16 protein-coding genes are annotated in these 22,278 nt (G+C 68.8%); 5 read left to right on the top strand and 11 right to left on the bottom strand.

The window, feature by feature from the left end:
- Positions 1-16: 16 nt before the first annotated feature.
- Both JOD27_RS09070 and JOD27_RS09075 read right to left on the bottom strand, forming a co-directional pair.
- Positions 17-1,417: a sensor histidine kinase gene (locus JOD27_RS09070; protein WP_204761664.1), complete on the bottom strand. Its 1,401-nt coding sequence runs from the start codon at positions 1,415-1,417 to the stop codon at positions 17-19.
- Positions 1,414-2,112: a response regulator transcription factor gene (locus JOD27_RS09075; protein ID WP_204761665.1), complete on the bottom strand. Its 699-nt coding sequence runs from the start codon at positions 2,110-2,112 to the stop codon at positions 1,414-1,416. Before JOD27_RS09075 ends, JOD27_RS09070 begins: the two co-directional genes overlap by 4 nt.
- Before the next feature lie 148 nt (positions 2,113-2,260).
- Here JOD27_RS09075 and JOD27_RS09080 point away from each other — a divergent pair, with 148 nt between their 5' ends.
- Genes JOD27_RS09080 through JOD27_RS09090 form a run of 3 tightly spaced genes read left to right on the top strand, consistent with a single transcriptional unit; the run spans position 2,261 to position 4,856 of the window.
- Positions 2,261-3,619, top strand: coding sequence for a ferredoxin reductase family protein (locus tag JOD27_RS09080; protein WP_307830021.1), 1,359 nt, complete (start codon positions 2,261-2,263; stop codon positions 3,617-3,619).
- A gap of 14 nt (positions 3,620-3,633) precedes the next feature.
- Positions 3,634-4,113, top strand: coding sequence for an FMN-binding protein (locus tag JOD27_RS09085; protein WP_204761667.1), 480 nt, complete (start codon positions 3,634-3,636; stop codon positions 4,111-4,113).
- A gap of 8 nt (positions 4,114-4,121) precedes the next feature.
- Positions 4,122-4,856 carry an FAD:protein FMN transferase gene (locus JOD27_RS09090; RefSeq protein ID WP_204761668.1) on the top strand — a complete coding sequence of 245 codons (735 nt, stop codon included), beginning with the start codon at positions 4,122-4,124 and terminating at the stop codon, positions 4,854-4,856.
- A gap of 103 nt (positions 4,857-4,959) precedes the next feature.
- Here JOD27_RS09090 and JOD27_RS09095 read toward each other — a convergent pair whose 3' ends face one another.
- Together JOD27_RS09095 and JOD27_RS09100 are read right to left on the bottom strand one after the other, a co-directional pair.
- A complete protein-coding gene (locus JOD27_RS09095) occupies positions 4,960-6,525 on the bottom strand; it encodes a purine-cytosine permease family protein (RefSeq protein WP_204761669.1) in 1,566 nt (521 codons plus the stop codon).
- Between the two features lie 181 nt (positions 6,526-6,706).
- The gene (locus JOD27_RS09100) at positions 6,707-7,741 is read right to left on the bottom strand and encodes an ADP-ribosylglycohydrolase family protein (RefSeq protein ID WP_204761670.1); all 1,035 of its coding nucleotides are present in this window, start codon (positions 7,739-7,741) and stop codon (positions 6,707-6,709) included.
- Positions 7,742-7,843: 102 nt separating this feature from the next.
- Between JOD27_RS09100 and JOD27_RS09105 the strand changes: the two genes are divergently transcribed.
- Complete coding sequence (locus JOD27_RS09105; protein WP_204761671.1) at positions 7,844-10,609, top strand: AfsR/SARP family transcriptional regulator; 2,766 nt, start codon at positions 7,844-7,846, stop codon at positions 10,607-10,609.
- Between the two features lie 143 nt (positions 10,610-10,752).
- Here the strand turns inward: JOD27_RS09105 and JOD27_RS09110 are convergent, their stop codons facing one another.
- On the bottom strand, positions 10,753-11,541 hold the full coding sequence (locus JOD27_RS09110; RefSeq protein ID WP_307830022.1) for an SGNH/GDSL hydrolase family protein: 789 nt from the start codon (positions 11,539-11,541) through the stop codon (positions 10,753-10,755).
- Between the two features lie 227 nt (positions 11,542-11,768).
- Between JOD27_RS09110 and JOD27_RS09115 the strand changes: the two genes are divergently transcribed.
- Entirely contained in the window at positions 11,769-12,164 is a 396-nt protein-coding gene (locus JOD27_RS09115) for a hypothetical protein (RefSeq protein WP_204761672.1), read from the top strand.
- A gap of 7 nt (positions 12,165-12,171) precedes the next feature.
- Here the strand turns inward: JOD27_RS09115 and JOD27_RS09120 are convergent, their stop codons facing one another.
- The 6 genes from JOD27_RS09120 to JOD27_RS09145 form a co-directional block, all read right to left on the bottom strand.
- On the bottom strand, positions 12,172-16,164 hold the full coding sequence (locus JOD27_RS09120) for a DUF4082 domain-containing protein (protein ID WP_307830023.1): 3,993 nt from the start codon (positions 16,162-16,164) through the stop codon (positions 12,172-12,174).
- A gap of 358 nt (positions 16,165-16,522) precedes the next feature.
- Positions 16,523-17,542: an N-acetylglucosamine kinase gene (locus JOD27_RS09125; RefSeq protein WP_204761674.1), complete on the bottom strand. Its 1,020-nt coding sequence runs from the start codon at positions 17,540-17,542 to the stop codon at positions 16,523-16,525.
- A 5-nt stretch (positions 17,543-17,547) separates the two neighbouring features.
- Positions 17,548-18,816: a 6-phospho-beta-glucosidase gene (locus JOD27_RS09130; RefSeq protein WP_204761675.1), complete on the bottom strand. Its 1,269-nt coding sequence runs from the start codon at positions 18,814-18,816 to the stop codon at positions 17,548-17,550.
- 240 nt (positions 18,817-19,056) lie between these two features.
- On the bottom strand, positions 19,057-19,950 hold the full coding sequence (locus tag JOD27_RS09135; RefSeq protein WP_204761676.1) for a carbohydrate ABC transporter permease: 894 nt from the start codon (positions 19,948-19,950) through the stop codon (positions 19,057-19,059).
- Positions 19,947-20,921, bottom strand: coding sequence for a carbohydrate ABC transporter permease (locus tag JOD27_RS09140; protein WP_204761677.1), 975 nt, complete (start codon positions 20,919-20,921; stop codon positions 19,947-19,949). Before JOD27_RS09140 ends, JOD27_RS09135 begins: the two co-directional genes overlap by 4 nt.
- An 11-nt stretch (positions 20,922-20,932) precedes the next feature.
- On the bottom strand, positions 20,933-22,270 hold the full coding sequence (locus JOD27_RS09145; protein ID WP_204761678.1) for an ABC transporter substrate-binding protein: 1,338 nt from the start codon (positions 22,268-22,270) through the stop codon (positions 20,933-20,935).
- Between the last annotated feature and the right edge of the window lie 8 nt (positions 22,271-22,278).

Genomic DNA, 22,278 nt, shown 5'->3' on the forward strand with positions numbered 1-22,278 from the left:
AGCTCCCCGCGTACGGTCACGCTGGCAGGTGGCGGGGGAGGCGGATGGTGAAGGTGGTTGCGCCTGGGCGGCTGGTCAGGGTGATCGTGCCGCCGTGGGCCTGGACCAGCGACTGCACCACGGCGAGGCCCAGGCCGCTGCCTCCGCGTTGACGGGTTCGCGAGTCGTCCACGCGGTAGAAGCGGTCGAAGATCCGTGACTGGTCGGCCTCCGGAATTCCGGGGCCGGTGTCGCTCACCTTCACCTCCGCCCAACTGCTCGACGCCGTGACCTGCAACGACACCGAGGTGCCCGCCGGGGTGTGCACGGCCGCGTTGGTCAGCAGGTTGTCGAGCACCTGCCGCAACCGGGTCGCGTCCGCGCGCATGGTCACAGTGTCGGCGTCGACCTCCAACGAGTGCGATGGACGGGCCGCGCGGAACGCGTCGGCGGCGGCCTCGGCGATCGCCGCGAGGTCCATCCTCTCCGGGCGCAGCGGGGGCTCGGACTCCGCGGAATCCAGGCGTGCCAGCAACAACAGGTCGTCGAGCAGCACGCTCATCCGGGACGCCTCCGAGCGCAGCTTCTCCAGGTGCTTCTCGCGTTCGCCCGGTTCGTTGGCGGCCGCGTACTTGAAGAGGTCCGCGTAGCCGCGCAGCGACGTCAACGGCGTGCGTAGTTCGTGCGACGCGTCGGCGATGAACCGCCGTAACCGTTGTTCTGCTGCGGTCCGTGCGGCGAGAGAGGTGTCGATGTGCGCGAGCATCTTGTTGAACGCCTCGCGCAGCTCGTCCACCTCGACGCCGCCGCCGTTGCCGTCGACGCGCACGGCGAGGTCGGCCGAGTCGGTCAGGTCCTGCGAGGAGATGTCGTGCGCGGTGTCGGCCATGTCCGACAGGGGGCGCAGGCCGCGGCGCAGCAGTGCCTGACCGCCGACGACCAGCGTGACCAGCGCGGCGAGGAACGCGATCACGATGACGGTGATCAGCTGGGAGATGGTGCCGTCCCTGTCCTCCAGCGGGGCGGCGCTGACCAGCACGATCTCGTTGTCCTTGATCGGGCACGCGCGCAGCCGGAACTTGCCCTGGCCGCGCAGGTACTCGGTCGAGAACTGTTCGGTGGTCAGCGACTTCTTCGCGAGGTTGTCGAACTCCTCGCGGTCCGCGGGTTGCTGCTCACCCGGCTGGGCCTTCAGCTCGCCGCCCTGCACCTTGTAGACGACGGCGTACCACGTGGGCGGGAGCTTGGTGACCTTGTCGTAGTACTCGACGTCGTGGGCGGCGCCGGTCTGGCTGATCGCCATCTGGTCGTCGAGCCGCTTGTCGAGGAACGTCTTCATCGACGTGACCATCACCGCGCCGACGATCGCGAACACCGCGAGTGCCAGCGCGCCGAGACCGAGGGCGAGCCTGGTGCCGAGGCGGAGCTGCCTGGTCATTCCGCTGCTCGGCGGAGCACGTACCCCACACCGCGCACGGTGTGGATCAACGGCTCGCGGCCGTCGTCGAGCTTGCGGCGCAGGTGGGAGATGACCAGCTCGACCACGTTCGAGCGGCCGCCGAAGTCGTACTCCCACACGTGGTCGAGGATCTGGGCCTTCGTCAGCACGGCGGGTGAGCGGCGCATCAGGTACCTGAGCAGCTCGTACTCGGTCGGGGTGAGCGTGACGAGCTTGCCGCCGCGGCGGACCTCGCGGGTGTCCTCGTCCATCACCAGGTCGGCGACCTTGAGCACGGAGCGCTTCCACGAAGGACCTGTCGAGCGGCGCAGCACGGCACGGAGCCTGGCCATCAGCTCCTCGACCGAGAACGGCTTCACGAGGTAGTCGTCGCCGCCGCGCGTGAGTCCCGCCACACGGTCCGCGGTGCCGTCACGAGCCGTCAGGAACACCACGGGCACCATCGCCCCGGTTGCCCGCATCCGATCAAGAACGGTGAATCCGTCCAGGTCAGGCAGCATGAGGTCGAGCACGACGATGTCCGGCTGGAACTCGGCGGCCTCTCTCAGCGCGTCCTCACCGTTGAGCGCGGTCGCCGCCTGCCAGCCCTCGTACCGGGCGACCGTCGCGACCAGGTCAGCGATGTGCGGCTCGTCGTCCACGACGAGCAATCGAACCGAGTTCCCCTTGTCCACGTGCTCATGGTGCGTCAACTGGTGCCCCGCACGCTCGATCGACAGGAAGTCGACAGCCCGTGCAAAGCGGAGCCACAGCTCGGACGCCCAGGATCGAGCAAGACCGTCCGAAGAAGACAGACCGAGACCGCCGACCGAGGAGCTCGCCGTGACGACCACCCTGCAGCAATCCGTGCGACCGGCTCCGGCCGGCCGTGCGACGCCGCACAAGGTGCTGGCCAAAGCCGGCCTCTACGTGTTCCTCCTGGCCAACGCGGCCTTCGTGACCTACCTGTTCAACGCGGCCGGCGTCGGCTCGAACAAGCTGGTCAACTTCGGCCGGCTCACCGGTCTCTACGGCGCTCTCGCGATGGCGTTCCAGCTGCTGCTGGTCGCCAGGCTGCCGTGGCTCGACCGGCGGCTGGGCATGGACAAGCTCACCTCGTGGCACCGCTGGGTCGGCTTCACGATCTTCTGGATGCTGGTCGGTCACCTGGTCTTCATCGCGTTCGGCAACGCGGGCTCCGACGGGCCGATCGCCGAGATCATCAGGCAGGCCACCGAGCTGGAGGGCATCCTCCGCGCGCTGGTGGCGTGGGCGATCATCATGGTCGTCGGCGTGGTCTCCGCCCGCTTCGCGCGGCGCAAGCTCGCCTACGAGACCTGGCACTTCATCCACCTGTACACCTACATCGCGATCTTCCTCGCGTTCACGCACCAGGTCGCGGTCGGCAGCACGTTCCGCAACTCCGCGCTCGCGACCGGCTACTGGTGGGCGCTCTGGGCGTTCGCCATCGGGTCTGTCGTGATCGGACGGTTGGCGCTCCCGTTCTGGCGCAACTGGCGTCACCAGTTCCGGGTCGCCGCGGTCGTGCCGGAGGCGCACAACGTCGTCTCCGTCTACATCGAGGGCAAGGACCTCGACCGGCTGGGCGCCAAGGCCGGGCAGTTCTTCCTGTGGCGCTTCCTCACCAAGGACCGCTGGTGGCAGGCCAACCCGTTCTCGCTGTCCGCGGCGCCCAACGGCAAGTACCTGCGGCTCACCGCGAAGGCGCTGGGCGAGGGCAGCGCCGACATCCGCAACCTGAAGGTCGGCACCCGAGTATTCGCCGAAGGTCCGTACGGCGCGTTCACGACCATGCACCAGACCAAGCCGAACGCGCTCCTCGTCGCGGGCGGTGTCGGCATCACGCCGATCCGCGCGCTGCTGGAGGAGATCAAGGGTCACGTCGTGGTGCTGTACCGGGTGACCGACCCGCGTGAGGCCGTGCTGCTGCGTGAGCTCGAAGGCCTCGCGCAGGCCAAGGGCGCGGTGTTGCGGCTGGTGACCGGTTCCTCGAAGACCATCACCGCGAACGGCCCGTTGCTCGGTCCGAACAACATCGCCGCGCTGGTGCCGGACGTGGAGGAGCGCGACGTCTTCATCTGCGGCCCGAACGGCATGACCGACGCCGTGGTGCGCAGCCTCGACGAACTGGGAGTGCCCAGCAACCAGGTCCACGCCGAGCGCTTCGCGCTGGCCAACTGAGAGGGTTCGACGACGTGAAGAGGGCAATTCCCGTTCTCGCGCTGAGCGTGGCCGGTCTGGTGCCGGTGTGGCTGTACTCGCCGGGGCCCGCCCACGAGGGTGAGATCAACGAGGCCGCCGCCGCACCGGAAACCCAGCAGCAGACCCAGAACCAGGCCCAGAACCAGCCTCAGGCCGCGCCGAAGACGACCGGTTCCACGCCGGTCCCCCAGCAACAGCAACAGCAGCAGGCTCAGACTCGGACCGTGTCGGGACGGGCGGTGAACACGTCCGAGGGCACCGTGCAGGTGCAGGTCACGTTCCAGGGCGCCAAGATCACGGACGTGAAGGCGTTGCGGGCCCCGAACAGCAACCCGACGCGGATGGCGCTGCCGTTGCTGCGCGAGTCGGCGCTGAAGGCGCAGAGCGCGGACATCGACACGGTGTCCGGTGCGACCGCGACCTCCGAGGGCTACAAGCAGTCGCTGCAGGCCGCCATCGACGGGGCGCGGTAGCGGTGCCGGTGCGGCGCGTCGAGCACATCATGGGCCTGCCGATCTCGGTGGACCTGCGTGACGGGGACGCCGCCCTCGCCGAACGGGCGTTCGCGTGGTTGAGGGAGGCGGACGACCGGTTCTCGCCGTTCAAACCGGACAGCGAGGTCTCCCGGCTGGACCGGGGTGAGCTGACCAGGGAAGAGCTCACCCCGGACCTGGTCGAGGTGCTCTCGCTGTGCGACTGGTACGAGGAGTCGACGGGCGGCGCGTTCACCGCGCACGTGCCGGGCCGAGGACTCGACCCCTGCGCGGTGGTGAAGGGCTGGGCCGTGCAGCGCGCCGCCGACATCCTGCGTGAGGGCGGCGCGTCGGCGTTCTGCGTCAACGCCGGTGGCGACGTCGTCACGGCCGGCGAGCCGGAACCGGGAAAGCCTTGGCGCGTGGGCGTTCGGCATCCCGACATCGCGGATCAGGTCTGCGTCGTGCTCGGCGTACGCGACGGAGCCGTTGCCACGTCAGCGTTGTACGAACGTGGGCAGCACATCCTGGACGGCCGTACCGGGCAGCCGGTCACGGGAATCCTTTCGATCACGGTTTTCTCCGATGACCTCGCGATCGCCGATACCACTGCCACAGCAGCGTTTGCGCTGGGCAGGGACGGGATCGAGTGGGCTGCGGCACAGGAGGACTGCGAGGTCTTCATCGTCGACGAAGATCGTCGCGTGTACTCGAGTCCTGGACTTCCCGTACACATCTGTTAACATGCCCGCCCAACGGAGCGTTGACTCCGGGGCACGGATTTCGTTGATCAAGAGCTGGATCGGAGCTCGCGCTCGGGGCAAGACCCGGCCTGCTGTCGACCAACTACTCGTGCGGAACAGCCCGTGGACGAGCGAATTCGGGAGCGCTCCCCACGGGCTGTTCCTGTTCTCCCGCAACGGTGATCGGTGGAACCTCGACGTCCTTCGCCGGCACGAGACGCGGGCCGTCCTGGCCGTGGACCGCACGTGGTTCCGGGAAGACGAAGAGCAGCGCCAGGAACAGCGCGGCGGCGACGGCGATCGACAGCGGCAGGCTGACGTCCACACCACCGGCCAGATCGCCCAGCGGCCCGACGAACTGCCCTGGCATGTTGGTGAAGAGCACGCCCGTGAGCGCCGCGACCCACCACGCCGTCATGCCGCGCCAGTTCCAGCCGTGCGTGAACCAGTACCGGCCGCCGCGCTGACGCCGGTTGAACACCTGCAGCGCCTCCGGGTCGTACCAGCCGCGCCGGGTGAACAGGCCGAGCATCATCACGACCATCCACGGCGTGGTGCAGGTGATGATCAGCGTGGCGAACGTCGAGATGCTGCGCACGAGGTCCAGCCCGAAGCGGCCGACGAAGATGAACACGATGGCGAGCGCGCCGACCAGCACCGTCGCCTGCACCCGCGACAGCCGCGGGAACACCGACGAGAAGTCGAGGCCGGTGCCGTAGAGCGCGGTGGTCCCGGTGGACATCCCGCCGATCAGCGCGAGCAGGCACACCGGCAGGAAGAACCACTGCGGCGCGATCGCGAGCAGCCCGCCGACGAAGTCCTGCGCGGCCGGATCCACATAGGACGGTGCCTTGGCGGCGATGATGCTGGCGGTCGCGAGGCCGAACAAGAACGGCACGAGCGTGGCGACCTGCGACAGGAACGCGGCGGCGACGACACGGCGATGCGGGGTGCCCGCCGGGATGTAGCGCGACCAGTCGCCGAGGAAGGCACCGAACGAGACCGGGTTCGCCAGCACGATCAGCGCCGACCCGATGAACGCCGGCCAGAACATGTCCTGCGTGACCGTGCCCGCGTACGACGGGTCGAAGTCGCCGGCGAAGGCCAGGACACCGAGTCCGAAGAGCAGCGTCGCCGAGACGACCGCGATCTTGTTGACGAAGAGCATGAACCGGAACCCGTACGTGCACACGATGAGCACGAGCCCGGCGAACACCGCGTACGCCGTCGCGAAGGCCGGCGTGCTCCGCGGCACCCCGAAGAGCCGGTGCGCACCGCCGACCAGCGCGTCGCCCGAACTCCAGACCGCGAGCGAGAAGAACGCCACCGCGGTCAGCAGCGACAGGAACGAGCCCACGATCCGGCCGTGCACACCGAGGTGCGCGGACGAGGAGACCGCGTTGTTCGTGCCGTTGATCGGCCCGAAGATCGCCATCGGGCAGAGGATCAACGCACCGGCGAGCACGCCGAGGACGGTCGCGGCGAGTCCCTGCCAGAAGGACAGTCCGAACAGGATCGGGAACGCGCCCAGCACGCAGGTCGAGAACGTGTTGGCACCGCCGAAGGCCAGGCGGAACAGGTCGAACGGGGTCGCGGTGCGTTCTCCGTCCGGAATCCGCTCGATCCCGTTGGTCTCGACCTGGGTGAGCGGCGGCGGTTGCTCGGCCATGAGGCCTCCTGACGCGGCGGCGGCTGGTGCGCCGACGCTACAAACCCACGAGTGACCCGGACCACTGGACGTTTCGCCCAATTGGCGGCCTCAGATTGTGCAAATCATCCCGCCGCTGACAGTACGCGGGGAGCTTTCGTACTACAGGAGCGCACGCGGGGGCCCCGCGTGCCGTCAGCGGTCAGGCGTAGCGGTCCTCGTCGAAGTCGAGGTTGACGGCCGAACGGCCTAGGTCGCGGCCCATGGTGTCGAGGACGTCTACCAGTTCCAGGGCGCTCAGCCAGTCGCGAGGGAGGGCCTCGGTGCCGTGCAGCGCGCCGAGCACGTTGCCGGTCAACGCTGCTGTGGCGTCACTACCGCCGGAATGGTTGGCGGCAGCACGCATCGCGTCCACGAACTGCACGGGCTTCGGATGCGTCAGCACCGTGTAGACCGCGATCGCGAGCGCCTCCGGGCCGGTCCAGCCGCTGCCGAGCCGGTCGACGCGCACGGACGACTCGCCGTCGTGCTCCTCGGCCAGCACCACGGCCCGCGTCAGCACCGTCGCCGTGTACGTGTCGTCGCGCAGCACCCGGCCGATGACCTGGTCGATCGCCTCCCGCAACGGCCTGCCCTTCACCGCGAGCAGGTGGATCAGCAACGCCAGCGCGCCGCCCGACACCCAGCCGCCCGTGCCGCCGTGGGTCAGTGCCGCGAACCGGCAGCCCAGGTCGTACGCGATCGCCGCGGACGGCGCGAAACCGGCGGGCGCGGTGCGGGTGACGCCGTTGCAGCCGGACGACTCGTTGTGCGGGTTCTGCGGTGTGGACATGGTTTCCGAAGCCAGCGCGCGCAGGCACGTCAAACCCGGCGAACGGCTCTCGTACAGCCGTTCGTCTGCGAGCAGCCCCACCGATCCCCGTTCGGGGGCCGGCTGCTGCTGGGTGATCAACCAGCGCCGGTAGCTGTGCCACACCATCTCCGACGGCTCCCACTCGCCGGTGCGCTTCCCGCGCACCCAGGCGCGCAGGTAGCCGTCGGCGGTGAAGAGCGTCAGCTGGGTGTCGTCGGTGACGAGCGCGGGCTTCGGTGGTGCGAGCACGCCACCGGCACCGTGTTCGCGCTGGATGTCGGCCCAGCCGAGGTACTGCACCGGTGCACCGAGCGCATCACCGAGAGCGCCGCCGAGGAGGCACCCGGCGCCGCGGTCAACCACGGAGTCACGATCTCGCGGCACGGATGAACAGTAGCGTCCCGCGAACTTGAACCGCACTTGTATCTGAGACCCCGGCTCGCACACCTGTTGAAGTGACAAGGTCAGCGGGCGTGAGGGAGGGGCATGCGGAGCAAAACCGGACTCGAGTTCGGCGTGCTCGGTCCACTCCAGGTGCTCGCGGACGGCAGGCTGATCCAGCTCGGCCGTCGCGGCATGCGCGGACTGCTGGCCATGCTGGTCGTCGAGGCGAACCGACCCGTCTCGATCGACCAGATCGTCGACGCGCTGTGGACGGACTCGCCGCCGGCCACCGCGCGGACGATCGTGCACGGTTACGTCTCGCGGCTGCGCAAGGTGCTGGAGGAGGCCGACCCGTCGGGTTCGGCGATCATCCGCACCACGCCGACCGGGTACCAGCTGACCGTCGACCCGTGGCGTCTCGACCTGCACCGCGCCCGGCAGCTCGTGGCGTCTTCCCGCGGCAAGCCCGCCGCCATCAGGGCGGGCTTGTTGCGCGAGGCGTTGGGTCTGTGGCGCGGGCCGGTGCTCGCCGACGTACCGGGTGACCCGATGACCTCTGATCTGGAGGAGCTGAGGCTGTCGGCGTTGGAGGAACGCATCGACGCCGAGCTCGAGCTGGGCCGCCACCTGGAGCTGGTGGGCGAGCTGCGGGGCCTGTGCACCGAGTACCCGTATCGCGAACGCCTGGTCGCGCACAGCATGCGCGCGCTGTACCGGTCGGGGCAGCGGGCCGACGCTCTCGATGTGTACCAACGGTTCCAGCGCCGTGCGAGCGAGGAGCTCGGCATCGACCCCGGCCCGCAGCTGCGGTTGCTGCACGAGCAGGTGCTGCGTGACGACCCGGCGCTCAGCCTGATCGGCCCGGTCGAGTCGCGTCCCGTCGCACCCCGCGCGGGAATCGTGGCCCCGGCGCTGCTGCCCGCCTCCGCCTCGCGGTTGTTCGGCCGTGACGACGACAGGGCGTGGCTGGACAACGTGTGTGCGGCCAGGAACCTGCTCGGCACGACGGTGGCGGTGCTGACCGGCGCACCCGGTGTCGGCAAGAGCGCGCTCGCGATCACGTGGGGGCACGAGAACTCCGAGATGTTCCCGCACGGCGTGCTGTTCGCGTCGCTCGGCGACACCGAGCCCGGTGAGGTGCTGACCAGGTTCCTGGTGGCACTGGGCGTTCCCGCCGACGGTGTGCCGGTCGCGGTGGAGGACCGCGTCGGGCTGTACCGGTCGCTGCTGAACCGCCGGCGTGTGCTGGTGGTGCTGGACGACGCGACGGGCTTCGAGCAGGTGCAGCCGCTGCTGCCGCCGGGTTCCGGCTCGGTCGTGCTGGTGACGTCGCGGTCGAAGATGGAACGGCTGGTCGTCACGAACAGCGCTCGGGTGCGCAAGCTCGGGCCGCTTTCCGACGAGGCCGCCCGCGAGCTGGTGGACGACGTGCTGGGCAAGCCGTTGTCCACGGAGGACCCGTCAGCGGCGAGAAAGCTCGCCGAGCTGTGCGGGGGGCTGCCACTGGCGTTGCGGGTGGCCGCGGCAAAGCTCGTGATCAGTCCGGAGTGGACGATCGAGGAGCTGCTGGGGGAGCTGGCCGACGACGGGCACCGGTTGCGTGGGTTGGACCTACCTGAGGCAGGCGTGGGGGTCTCGCGTGCGCTGGACCTGTCGACCCGCGACCTGCCGTACGAGCTCGGCGAGGTGTTCAAGTCCGTCGGCATGGCGCCGGGGCGCTGGATGTCCTCGCACGCCGTGGCCGCTCTGACGCGCACGCACGTCGACTCGGCACGTGACCGGCTGGCCCGGCTGGTCGGCGTGAACCTGCTCGCCGAACCGTGGCCGGACGGCTTCACGATGCACGAGCTGGTGCGGCTGTACGTGCGGGGAGCGGGCCGCCCGGACCTGGACTCGTTGCGGCGCCTGGTGAACTACTACCTCGTCGCGTGCGACCACGTCCGCCGTGCCATCCGGCCGGTGCGCGACGGGCTCGACTTCGCGTTGGGGGACAACGGTTCCACCGCGCTGCCGGCCTACGGCGACCCGATCGCCTGGTTCGACCGGGAGTGGCCCAACATCGTGGCGGTCGTGCACGCGTCCGCCGAAGCGGGCCTGCACGACCAGGTGTGGCAGCTCGTCAGGCTGTTGCACCACTACGCGACCGTGCGCGCGCTCACCGGGGAGTGGGTCGCGCTGGTCGGGTTCGGCCTGGCCGCGGCCGAGGTGACGGGGAGCCGCCTCGGACAGGTCCTGATGCTGGACACGACCTACACGACGAACGCGAGGCTCGGACGTCCCGTCCTGCTGCCGGACGCTCGCCGTGCGCACCGGCTCGCGACCGAGCTGGGCGAGCGCCAGTACCTGGTGCTGACGCTCGCCCAGCTCGCGGACGTCCTGTTCCGGCTGGAGCACCACGACGAGGCGTTGCTGCACTTCTGGGAGTCGGTGCAGCTCGCGCAGCAGTCCGGTGACGTCGTCGGTGAGGGACACGGGCTCAACAACGTGGCACAGGTCGAACAGGCCCGCGGTCGTGTCGACGTGGCGCTGCGGCACCAAGCTCACGCCGTCGAGGTGTACCGGCGCTCCGGCGACCAGATCGCGTTGATCCGCGGCCTCGCGAACCTGGCGGAACTGCACCTGGAAGCCGGTTCGCTGGACCAGGCCGAGTCGCTGGCGCGGCAGGTCGTGGACCAGGCCGCCGTCGCCGAAGCCACGTACCTGGAAGGCTTTGGTCGCCAGGTGCTCGGCGGGGTGTTGCTCCGGCGGGCGGAATGGGTTGCGGCAGCAGCGGAATTGACCGAGGCACTGCGTCTGTATTCGCAGGTCAACTCGGCGCGCGCGGTCGAGGTGAGGACCGCACTGGACTCGTTGTCGTCCGAGGTTTAGCCACTGTTTAGTCGTCTGGTCCCAAAACATGGGATGTTGGAAGTGCAGGCCGCCGAGTGGGGGATTACCGAGGGGGTAAGGCGCCTGCACCTGAGGAAGGCCCGACCGGCATTCGGGGGAGAGTGCCGGTCGGGCCGCTCTCGTTACTGGAAGTTCTCGTCCGTGCACCTGGCAACGGGCAGCAGCTCAGGCCGCTTCGGTGCCATGCCGTCACCCATCGACTCGCCCCGCAGCTGCCTGCCGATCCACGGCACCACGTGTTCGCGCGCCCACTTCAGATCGGCCTTCCGCTGCGTGACCCAGTCGGTCTGCTCCAGCGCTGGCCACGGTTCGTTCCACGAGTGGTCGTCCGTCAGCCCCAGCACTTCCGCCGTCTTGAGCGCGACCCGCTGATGCCCCTCCGGCGAGAGGTGCAGCCTGTCCTCGCTCCACGCGCGACGGTCGTGCAGCACGTGCATCGACCAGAGATCGACCATCCGGCAGTGGTACCGCTCGGCGATCGACCACAGGTGCGAGTTGTAGATCGCGACCTTGCCCCTGATGCTGCGCAGCAACGGCGTGGCGCGCGTGTCGAAGCCCGTGAAGATCACGACGTCGCACCCGGCCGACCGGAGGTCGGCCACCGCCACCTCGTAGACCTCGGCCAGCGCGTCCGGATCGCTGTTCGGCACCAGGATGTCGTTGCCGCCCCCGCAGAACGTCACCAGATCCGGTTTGAGCGAGATCGCGAGCGGCACCTGCTCGTCGACGATCTCCTGCAGCATCTTGCCTCTGATCGCGAAGTTGGCGTACCTGAACTCAGGCGCCTTCGCCGCGATCATCCCCGCCAGGCGGTCGGCCCACCCGACGTAGGTGTCTCCCGGGCCTGGATCGTCCATGCCCTCGGTGAAGCTGTCCCCCAGGGACACAAGACTGTTCCATCGCAGCAGCACAACATCCCCCTCCCTGAACGCGACTCCCTGCCCCGCCCGCGGCTCCCGTATCGCAGGCGACTGGTTAGCATGCACAACCAACCGCTGGTTACGCCACCGTCGGTTACGGCATCGTAAGTTTCGTTCGCTCTGGGTGACGATCCTTTTACCACTCGATCGAGCGAAGCTTGAGGTGGATCCGGGCAGATCCGGGGGATTCGTCTCATTCGATCGCTACCTTCTGGCGGGTGCGTTCTGGTTTGCCGCTTCCTGCCCTCTCGCTGGGTGTAGCGCTTGTCACAGTCGGGGTGCTCGCGGGGCTGGCGATGTCCACCGGTGTCGTGCCGGTGCCCGGGCCGTCCGGCGGTGGCAGTGCCGAGGAGCCCGAGGTCGCCCAGATCGGCGGCGATCTGCCGCCCATGGAGTTCACGCCGGTGCCGTCGGCGGTCAAGGTGGCGCCCTCGCGGCCGTCCTCCACCCGACCGGTCGTGACTCCGCCGCCGCACTCGAACCCGGTCGTCACGCCGGAGGCCGTGGAGCCGCGGACGAGCGTCGTCGGCACCACGGTGATGCCTTCGGTGTCGCTGCCGGTGCTTTCGTCGTCGTCGGCGACCTCCGCTGAGCCGAGCGTGCCGGTTCCCTAGTGCCGCACTAGCTGGGTTCGAAGACCACGTCCACCCAGTAGTTGGCGTTCGCGTAGGTGTTCGAGGGGAACCCGGACCCGTAGGCGAACACGCCGTTCTGCTCCGCTGGGGCGACCAGCATCGGTGAGGTGACCGGACCGGCCGCGAAGTACCCGAGGTTCACGGCGTAGTGGCCCGTGGTGGTCGTGTAGGACGCGATGTAGGTCTGGCCCGCGCTGATGGCCACCGGCTGCGCGAAGGTCAAGGTCTGCCACCCGGTCGCGGTCTCGTCGGTGAACGTGCCGGTCGCGAGACGCTGGCCGGAGGAGTTCCACAGCGACCCGGTGTGGGTGCCGGTGTTGCCCGCGCCCTTGTAGAACCGGACGCCGGTGATCTGACCGGAACGCGTCGGCGAGAACCTGATGCCGAGCTCGTAGGCGTTGCCGTCGTCCGCGGACGTCTTGGCGGGCACGGTCGCCGTGCTGAACATCGAGCACGGGCAGGTCGGCGTTGCCGTGGTGGTGAAGTCCCAGTCCAGCGCTGGGTCGCCGGTCGCGTCGCCCAGGTCCAGGTGCGCCCGGTAGCGCGTAGCCGGTGCGAGCGGACCGGCCGGTTGCCAGGTGACGGTCTTCCGGTCGGCCGACAGCGACACCGTGCCGGTCAGCCGGTCGCCCCTGGGGTCGGTCAGCCAGATCTGGGCGGAGTCGGCGGAGACCGGCCCGCTGAACGTCGCCGTCAGCGGCGCCGCCAGGCCTGCGTTCGTCGCGTCGGCTGCCGGTGAGCGGTTCGTCAGCGTCGGCGCCGGCGGTGGGGCTTCGCCGTCCCCGTCGGTGGCGCCGCGGTAGATGACGTCGACCCAGTAGTTCGTGGCGTTGTACGACGAGTTCGGGAACCCGCCGCCGCTGCCGTAGCGGTAGACGCCGTTGCCTCCGTCCGTGCCGTTCGCCAAGGCGTACAACGACTTGTAGCCCGCGCCCTGGCCGTTGAAGTAGCCGGAGCTGACCGAGTACCTGCCGTTCGGGGCGTAGTACGACACGACGTACGTGGTGTTCGGCTGCACGGCGACCGGCGAGGTGAACACCAGCTTCTGCCAGCCGGACGAGGTCTCCGCGGTGAACGTGCCGGTCGCGAGCGGCTGACCGGTCGAGGACCACAGGGTTCCGGTGTGGGTGCCGGTGTTGCCCACGCCCTTGTAGAACCGGACGCCGTGGACCTGGCCGCCGGTGTCGAAGCGGACCTTGGTGCCGACCTCGACCGGGTTGGTGTCACCGGAGTCCGCGGTGGCCGGTGCGGTGAAGTCGTCCCAGACGGTGCACGGGCACGCCGCCGGACGCGGCGAACCGGTGGTGAACTTCCACGTGGCCGCCGCGGACAGGTTGCCGGCGGCGTCCGCGGCTCGCACCGACGCGCTGTAGGTCGTCGCCGCGGCCAACGGAGCCGCCGGTGTGAACGTGACCGTCCGCGCGTCCGCGGTCAACGAGGTCGTGCCGGAGACCGCACCGTTCGGACCGGTGACGGTGAACTGCACGGAGTTCGGCGTCACCGCCTCGTCGAACGTGCCCGAGACCGTCGTGGTCAGTGCGACCGAACCGGCGTCCGGGAGGGGCGAACTGGTCGTCCTGACCGGTGCGCGGGTGTCCGAGCCGGGATCCGGCGCCCACACCACGTCGACCCAGTAGTTGGTCTGGTTGAACGAGTTGTTCGGGAACCCGGTGCCGTAGCGGAAGACCCCGTTCGGTCCGTCCACATCGGACGCCAGGCCGGTCAGCGGTTCCAGCTGCTTGTTCCTGCGGAAGAAGTACTCGGAGTCGTAGGAGAACCGTCCGGTCGGGGTGAAGTACGAGACGACGTAGGTGGTGTTCGCCCGCACCGCCACCGGGGCCGCGAACAGCAGGGTCTGCCAGCCGTTCGCCGTCTCGCCGGTGAACGTGCCGGTGGCCAGCTGCTCACCGCTGCTCGACCAGAGCGAACCGGTGTGCGTCCCGGTGTTGCCGTCGCCCTTGTGGAACCTCACTCCCCGCACGTAGCCGGAAGTGGTGGCGCGGAACTTCATGCCGAGTTCCACCGCGGCGCTGTCGGCCGCCGAGGCGACCGCCGGTGTGTCGGCGGAGCCGAAGACACCGCACGGACACACTCGCGAGGCCACGCCGGGGTCCGCGCCGATCGGTGCGGAGAGGTTGGCCGAGTCGTCGACGGCGCGGACCCGCAGGCGTGCCGTGCCCGACTGCGCGGGCGTGTAGGTGTAGCTCCAGGTCGTCTGCCCGGCCTGCCACGTCGCCGGGTGCCAGCGGGTTCCGCCGTCGGTGGACACCTCGACCCCCGCGACCTGGCCTGCGGCGTCGGTCACCGTGCCGGAGAACGTGTACGGCTGGCCGACGGTGGACTGCCCGGGCACCGAGGTCATCGACACGCCGGGCGGCGCGGTGTCGGTGCTCGGGGTCGCCGCGGTCAGGCCCGGCTGCAGCGAGGCGGCGACAACGCCCATGTCCGCCAGGAAGTTGACGGTGGCCTGCTTCATCCGGACGTCGGACGTGGGCGTGGTGGTGCGGTACGCGTGCTCGTCGTCGACGCCCCATGCCCACTGCACCGTCCCGGCGGCGAACACGAGCGATCCACCGGGGTGCCGGTAGTAGGTGATCGCGTGCGTCTTGACCCCGGAGCCGTACTCGTCGCCGTGGTTCTTCAGCACGTAGTAGCCCTGCATGTCGACCGTCGTGCGCGAGAGCTGCGCGACGCCCGCGGGCTGGAAACCGTTGTCCTCCACGCTGTTCCACTCGTAGCCGAGCGTGCCGGGCTTGAAGGAGTACGTGGCACCGGACGCCAGCGACTGCAGGTCGGTGTGGCGCCAGAGCCGCATCTTCCCGTACGCGGCCGGCACCTGCAGCGCGTCGTCGCGGCGGCCGTTGACGGTGAAGAGGTTGCCCAGCAAGGCGTTCTCGGGGCGGCCGCCGTCCTGCGGCGGGCTGTACCGCGGGTCGCGCCACGTGCCGGTCCAGTCGCTCAGCCCGTCGCTCTGGGTGCCCTTGGTCTCCTTGAAGCAGGCGATCGTGCGCCAGTCGGTCCGGGAGGAGTCGATGCTGGGTTCCCAGCGGGTCTTCCAGAAGAACTCGTTGCCGGTGAGGAACGCCATGTGCACACCGGCGTCACGGGCGGCTTCCACGTTGGCGCGCTGTTCGTTCGACCAGTACTCGGGGTGCCCGACCGGCATGAACACCCGGTGGTTCTTGATGAGCTGACCTCGGCGCGCCGTGTCGGCGTCGGTCGTGTAGCTCACGTCGTAGCCGTTCGCCTCCAGGAAGCGCAGCATGGGGTACTCGGCGTTGAAGACGAAGTTCTCCTCGCCGCCACCGCCGGTGATCGGGCGGTTGTAGCTCACCTTGTACGCCGAACCGCCCTGTCCGGGACCGTCACCGAAGTACAGGCTGTTGCCGCCGTAACGGTTGTAGGCCACCCACGTCGCGTCGGCGGTCTGGAAGAGGATCTTGGAACGGGAAGCGTCGTCCCGCACGACGAACACGATCTCGTTCTGGGCGCCGGTGTCGGGGCGCCGGACACGGGCGTAGTAGATGCCGGAGACCGCGTCGGACGGCACGTCCCAGCTCAACGAGACCGCCCAGTTGCCGCAGTCGATGAGCGCGGTCGGCGTGTCCCGCAGGCAGGACGGCTGGGTCTGGGGCGTGTCGCGGCCGATCTGACCGACCCGCCGGGCACCGAGGCCGCCGTACCAGCCGAGCCGGTAGATGTCGATCGTGTAGGCGGGCGCGGAGGTCAGGACCTTGAAGTCGACGCGACCGCCCGGTGTGGTGCTGATGTCGGTGGTGAAGCCGACGATCGAGTTGTCCCGCGAGGGCACCAGCCAGCCGGACGTACCGGGTTTGGTGTTCTCGCACAGGACCGCGTTGGTCACCGGTGCGTCGCACGGAGCCGCGCCGGCGGCGGGTGCGGAGGCGATGACGAACGGCAGGACCACGCCCGCACCGAGCGCGAAGGACAACATCGTGCGGGAAAGACGTCTCAGCACAGTGCGGACCCTAGTGGTCGTTCTCCACGGGAGCCCCGACGTGCTCGCGTTCCCACTCATGCTTCGGTCTACGAAGCGAGGCGACCCGCGGCTCACGCCGGGCGCAGGGCATTACCCGAACGTTATCCGCTGAAAGCCGTTCGTCGAACGGGAAACCTCCGCAGCGACCTCGGCGCGTGAGGTCGCTGCGGAAGCGGTGGGACCTTTCCGAAGGGGAGCGCCGCCGCCGATCAGCTCCCCCTCGGAAAGGGCTTGGGCCACTGCCCGGGACGCCGCCGCCGATCTGCCCCGAGCAGTGGGGTTGGGACCGTCTCAGGGGGCGCCGCCGCCGATCTACCCCCTGAGACGGGGCTTCACATCACCCGCTGGCCGCCACGTCCAACGCGGACGCCGCAGCCGGCTGGTGATCGTCGTAGGCCGAGCGCAGCCTCAGCTCCGCGCCCGGCGAGGCACCGATGAAGTCGAGCCCGGCCAGTGCCGCGCCCACCACCGGGGGCACGTCGACCACCCGCACCTGGGCGAGCGGCGCGACCTCCAGCACCTTCTCGCGGACCGGGCCCACCACCACCTCGCCCGTGTTCGTCAGGACGCCGCCGCCGAGGATGACGTCGACCGGCTCGTCCATCAGGTCGAGCTTGCGCATGGAGACGGTGGAGAGCAGCACGATCTCCTCCACCAGGCGGTCGATCTGGGCCAGGGCAACGGCATCGCCGCGGGCGGCGACCTCGAAGACCAGCGGGCAGAGGGCGTGCGGGTCGAGCGCGATCTCCTCGAAGTGGATCTTCTCGACCACCGTGAGGATGGACGTTTCGCCGTAATGCTCCAGCAGAGCGGGCAGCAGCTCGGTGGGCTTGCCGCGGCCGTCCTCCGCACGGACCGCGTGCCACAGGGCGTCGTTGCCGAGCTGGCCCCCGCCGCCCCAGTCGCCGGAGATGGCACCCAGGGCCGGGAAGCGGTGGGTGCGGCCGTCGTGGGCCACGCCGACGGCGTTGATGCCGGCGCCGCACACCACGGCGACACCGACGCCGGACGTGGTGCCGGCGCGCAGCAAGGCGAACGTGTCGTTGCCGACGAACGTCGTCGTGGACCAGCCTCGCTCGGAGATCGCGCGCGTCAGGTCCTCCTCCTCACGGGGCAGGTCGGCCCCGGCGAGGAAGGCGGCGGTGTGCGCGGCGATCGGCTCGTCGGGGGACAGTCCCGCCTGAGCCGCGGCCTCGCGTGCCAGTCCCTCGAACACGTCGAGTCCGCGCTTCATGCCGACGGTCTGCGGCGGGGCGCCGGGGCCGCGCACCTGCGCGAGCACCTTGCCGTCCGCGTCGACCAGCAGCACAGCGGTCTTGCTGTTCCCGCCGTCGATGGCGAGCACCCGGTCGGTCATCGGTGTCAGGCTCCCTTCACCCACGGCAGCAGATCGCGGTTCTGCGCGATCAGCTCGTCGGCCAGCTGGTCCGCGATGGCGTGCTGGCCGATCAGCGGGTGGGCGAGCAGCGCGTTCGCCACGCGGTCCCGACCGCCGTGGATCGCCGCCTCCAGCGCCAGGTACTCGTACGCGGTCACGTGCGAGATCAGGCCGGAGATGGATGGCTCCACAGGACGGACCGGCAGCGGCACGCCACCAGAAGAATCCACAGTGGACGAAACTTCGATCACGGCGTCGTCGGGCAGGAACGGGAGCGTGCCGTTGTTCCGCACGTTCACCACGTGCTTCTCGGCCTCGTTGCCGCCCGTCAGCGCGTGCACCAGCTGCACGGCCGCCTCGGAGTAGTACGCGCCGCCGCGCTGCGAGAGCTGGTCCGGCTTCGTCACGACCGACAGGTCGCCGTAGATGTCGAGCAGTTCCTTCTCGACCGCCGCGACGACCTCGGCACGCGGCGGTTCGGTCAGCTGCTTCTTCACGACGGCGTCGTGGTTGTAGAAGTAGTTCAGGTAGTACGACGGCACCATGTTCAGGCGCCGCATCAACGCGCCGTCGATGCCGATGTGCTCAGCGAGTCCCTCGACGTGGTCGGAGAGCAGCTCCGGCAGCCGGTCCACGCCGTCGACGTAGACGCCGCGCTCCCACGTGAGGTGGTTCAGGCCGACGTGCTCCAGCTCCACAGTGGACGGATCGACACCGAGCAGGCCGGAGGTCCAGCGCTGGAACGTGATCGCCACGTTGCACAGGCCGATCGCCTTGTGCCCGTGCTGCAGCAGCGCCCGCGTGACGATGCCGACCGGGTTCGTGAAGTTCACGATCCACGTGTCGGGCCCGGCGGTGCGCCGCACCCTGTCCGCGATGTCCAGGACCACCGGCACCGTCCGCAGGGCCTTGGCGAGGCCTCCGGCGCCGGTGGTCTCCTGGCCGACGCAACCGCAGGTCAGCGGAAACGTCTCGTCCGAAGCACGCGCCGCCTGGCCGCCGACGCGCAGCTGCAACAGCACCGCGGACGCGCCCTCGACGCCTTCTTCGAGCGACGTGGTGGTGCGCACCTTCGCCGGGTGGCCCGCGTGCTCCAGCAGGCGCTGGCTGAACGGGCCGACGATCGACAGGCGGTGCTCGTCCGGGTCGACGAGGACGATCTCGTCCACCGCCAGGCTGGTGCGACGGCCGGCGATGCCGTCGATCAGCTCAGGTGTGTAGGTGGACCCGCCACCGACGACGGTGAGTTTCATCTGAAGTCCTCCGAGCAGATCCCGTCCGTCAGGGCGGGGATGAATCGAACCTCTGCGGAACAGAGCGCTGATCGCCGGTTCGCCGCCAAGGCGCCATGGCGTCCACGCCCGCCGGGCTGGCGGTGTCGGTCTGTGGAGCCGGTGTAAGACCTCAACGGAATCCTCCGAGCGGGCTTTCGGCGTCGAAACAGAAAGCCTGCGGCGTGAGCCGTAGGAGTTCTCTCGTGCGCGAGGGAGAAGTCAACCTTTGACTCCCGTGAACGTGATGCCCTTGACGAACGACTTCTGGGCGAAGACGAAGAGGACGACGGCCGGGATCATCGTCAGGAACGTCACCGCCATCGACGAGTTCCACTGGACGATGTGCATGCCCTTGAACGTCGCCAGCGCCAGTGACAACGTCCACTGGTCCTTCACTTCGCCGGTGTAGAGCAACGGGCCGAAGTAGTCGTTCCAGGTGAAGAGGAAGCAGAACAGCGCGGTGGCCGCGATGCCGGGCTTCGCCATCGGCACGATGATCCGGACCAGCGCCTGGAACTCCGAGCAGCCGTCCACCCTCGCCGCGTCCACATAGGACTGCGGGATCGTGAGCATGAACTGGCGCAGCAGGAAGATGCTGAACGCGTCGAACAGGAAGTACGGCACGATCAACGGCCACAGCGTGCCCGTCAGGCCGAGCGAGGACCACGTGTCGTAAAGCGGCACGGCCACGACCTGGGGCGGCAGCATCATCGCGCCGATGACCAGCAGGAAGGCCAGGTTCCGGCCGCGCCACTGGAGTTTCGCGAGCGCGTAGGCCGCGGGGATCGACGAGATCAGCATGCCCGCGGTCGCGAGCAGCGAGTACGTGAGGCTGTTGATCAAGTATTGGAACAGCGGTGCCTTGTCGAAGACCTCGACGAAGTTCTCCCAGTGCCACTCGCGCGGCCACAGGTCCGCGGTGAACGCCTGGTCGTCGGACATCACCGCGGTGAGGAAGACGAACACCACCGGCGTGGCGAACATCAGGCCGAGCGCGAGGCCGATCGCATGGGTGGCGACCCAGTTGAGGAAACCGCCGATGTCGCGCTTGCGGGGCGGCTGCTCCGGATCCGCGGTGACGTCGACCGGTGGTTTGGCCAGCGTGGCGGTCATGCTCCCGGACCTCCTTCCTCGGCGGTGGAGTTCTTGCGCATCCGCTGCACCAGCACGATGGTCACGGCGAACGAGATGATGAACAGGACCGTGGCCATCGCGGCCGCGTAGCCCATGTCGAAGTAGCGGAAGCCTTGCGTGTACAGGTAAACCGGGAACGTCAGCGTGGAGTTGTCCGGGAAACCGAGATATTTGGTCGATCCCGTCGCGTCCGCCGCACCCGAGCCGGCCGACCCCGCGACCACCGCCTGCGTGAAGAGCTGCAACGCGAGGATCACCGAGTTCACGATGCCGAAGAGCAGCACGGGCGAGATCGTCGGCAGCGTGACGTGCCACCACCGCCGGATCGGGCCCGCGCCGTCGAGCTCGGCTGCCTCGTACTGCTCCTGCGGCACGTCGAGGATCGCGGCCAGAATGATGATCATCAGGTCACCGGAGATCCACAGCATGATCGCCGTGATGCCGGGCTTGGCCCACGCCGGGTCCGAGAACCACAGCGGCGAGTCGATCCCGAAGACGCCGAGCAGGTTGTCCACCGGGCCGCCGTTGGGGCGCAACACCATGAAGAACACCAGTGTCGCGGCCACCGGCGGCGCCAGCGAGGGCAGGTAGCAGAGCGTGCGGATCAACCCCACGCCCGACTTCAGACGAGCGATGACCGATGCCACGCCCAGCGCGAACACCGTCCGCGCGATCGTGAGCACCACGACGAACCACAGCGTGTTCGTGATCGCCTTGATGAGCAGGGGATCCTTGAACATGTACGTGTAGTTGTCGAGGCCGTTGAACTCCGGCGCGTTGATCAGGTCGTACTTCGTGAACGAGAAGACGACCGTGGCGATCAGCGGATAACCGAAGAACAGGACGAAGCCGATGATGGCCGGGGCCATGAACCCGAGCACGGTGAGACGGTGGCGGGCACGTGCCCGCCCCCTGCCGGGGGCGGGACGGGCGCCGAGCGTGGCGGTCATCCTGCGAATCCCTACTTGCCGCTCTTGGCGATCTGGTCGTCGATGTTCTTGTCGACTTCCTTCAGACCGGCGGCGAGGTCCGGGACCTTGCCGGAGGTGTACGAAACCGCGAAGTCCGTGACGGCCTTGATGTGCGCGTCACCGATCGGGGTGACCGGGTTGCCCTTGAGCTTGTCGCTCTTGGCCAGGTCGATGAACGTCTTGAACTGCTCGTCCACCTCGAGCTTCGGACTCTCCATCGCGGCCTTGGTGCTCGGCACGTTCTTGATGGCGTTGGACAGGTCGACGATGGTGTCGGTGTCGAACGACAGGTGCTTGATCAGCTCCCACGCGGCGCCGGGGTTCTTGGCGCCCTTGGGAATTCCCATGATCGTGCCGGTAGTGAACGCGGTGCCGTAGTCGGCGGGCTTCCAGGTCGGGAACGGAGCCGTGCCGAACTTGATCTGCGGCGCCTGGGCCTTGAGGAAGGCGGTGCGGTACTCGCCGTCCATCATGATCGCGATCTTGCCCTGGTGGAACGCGTGGTCGGCCGAGTACTCCTGGCCCAGACCGGCGCGGAAGCGCTCCAGCGCGTCGAAACCGTAGAAGTCCACGAGCTTCTTCTGGAACGTCATCATCTCGGTGAAGCCGGGCGAGCTCGCGAGCGACGACTTGCCGTCCTTCTCCCACTCGGCACCGAACGACGGAGCCAGGATGGTCGGGCGGTTGGCGTAGAAGCCCATGGTGGGCAGGTAACCCGCGACCAGGATGTCGCCGTTCGGCGCCTTCTTGGTCAGCTTCTTCGCGGCCTCGAACAGCTCGTCCAGCGTCTTCGGCGGGGCCGAGATGCCGGCCTCGCCGAACATGCCGGTGTTGTAGTACATGGCGTAGACGTCGGTGAGCATGGGCATCGCGCAGCGGTTGCCCTTGTACTCGGTGTACTCGCGGACCGCGGGGGAGATCTGGTTCAGGTCGACCTTGTCGCGGTCGAGGTACGGCTTCAGCGGCTGGAACGCGCCGGAAGAGCAGAACTGGCCGATGTTGTCGGTGGTGAACGACAGCGCGACGTCAGGCGTGTTGCCCGAGCGGATGCCCGCGGTGATCTTGTCGTCGTCCTGCGAGCCCTCGTGCTTGATCTCGATGTTCGGGAACTTCTTGTTGAACGTCTTGAGAGCCTTGGTGACCTCTTCGTACTCGCGGTCGGAGTAGTTGCTCCAGACCGTGAGGGTCAGCTTGTCGTCCTTGCCAGGAGCAGCGGCGGCGTCGGAACTCGCGCCGCCACCCTTGCCCGCCGCACATGCGGTGAGGGTCAGCGCTGTAGCCATTCCTGCGGCGACACAGAGCAAGGCAGCACGGGTGTGCTTGCGCATGTGCACTC

This window comes from Lentzea nigeriaca, assembly GCF_016907955.1.
Classification (GTDB): domain Bacteria; phylum Actinomycetota; class Actinomycetes; order Mycobacteriales; family Pseudonocardiaceae; genus Lentzea; species Lentzea nigeriaca.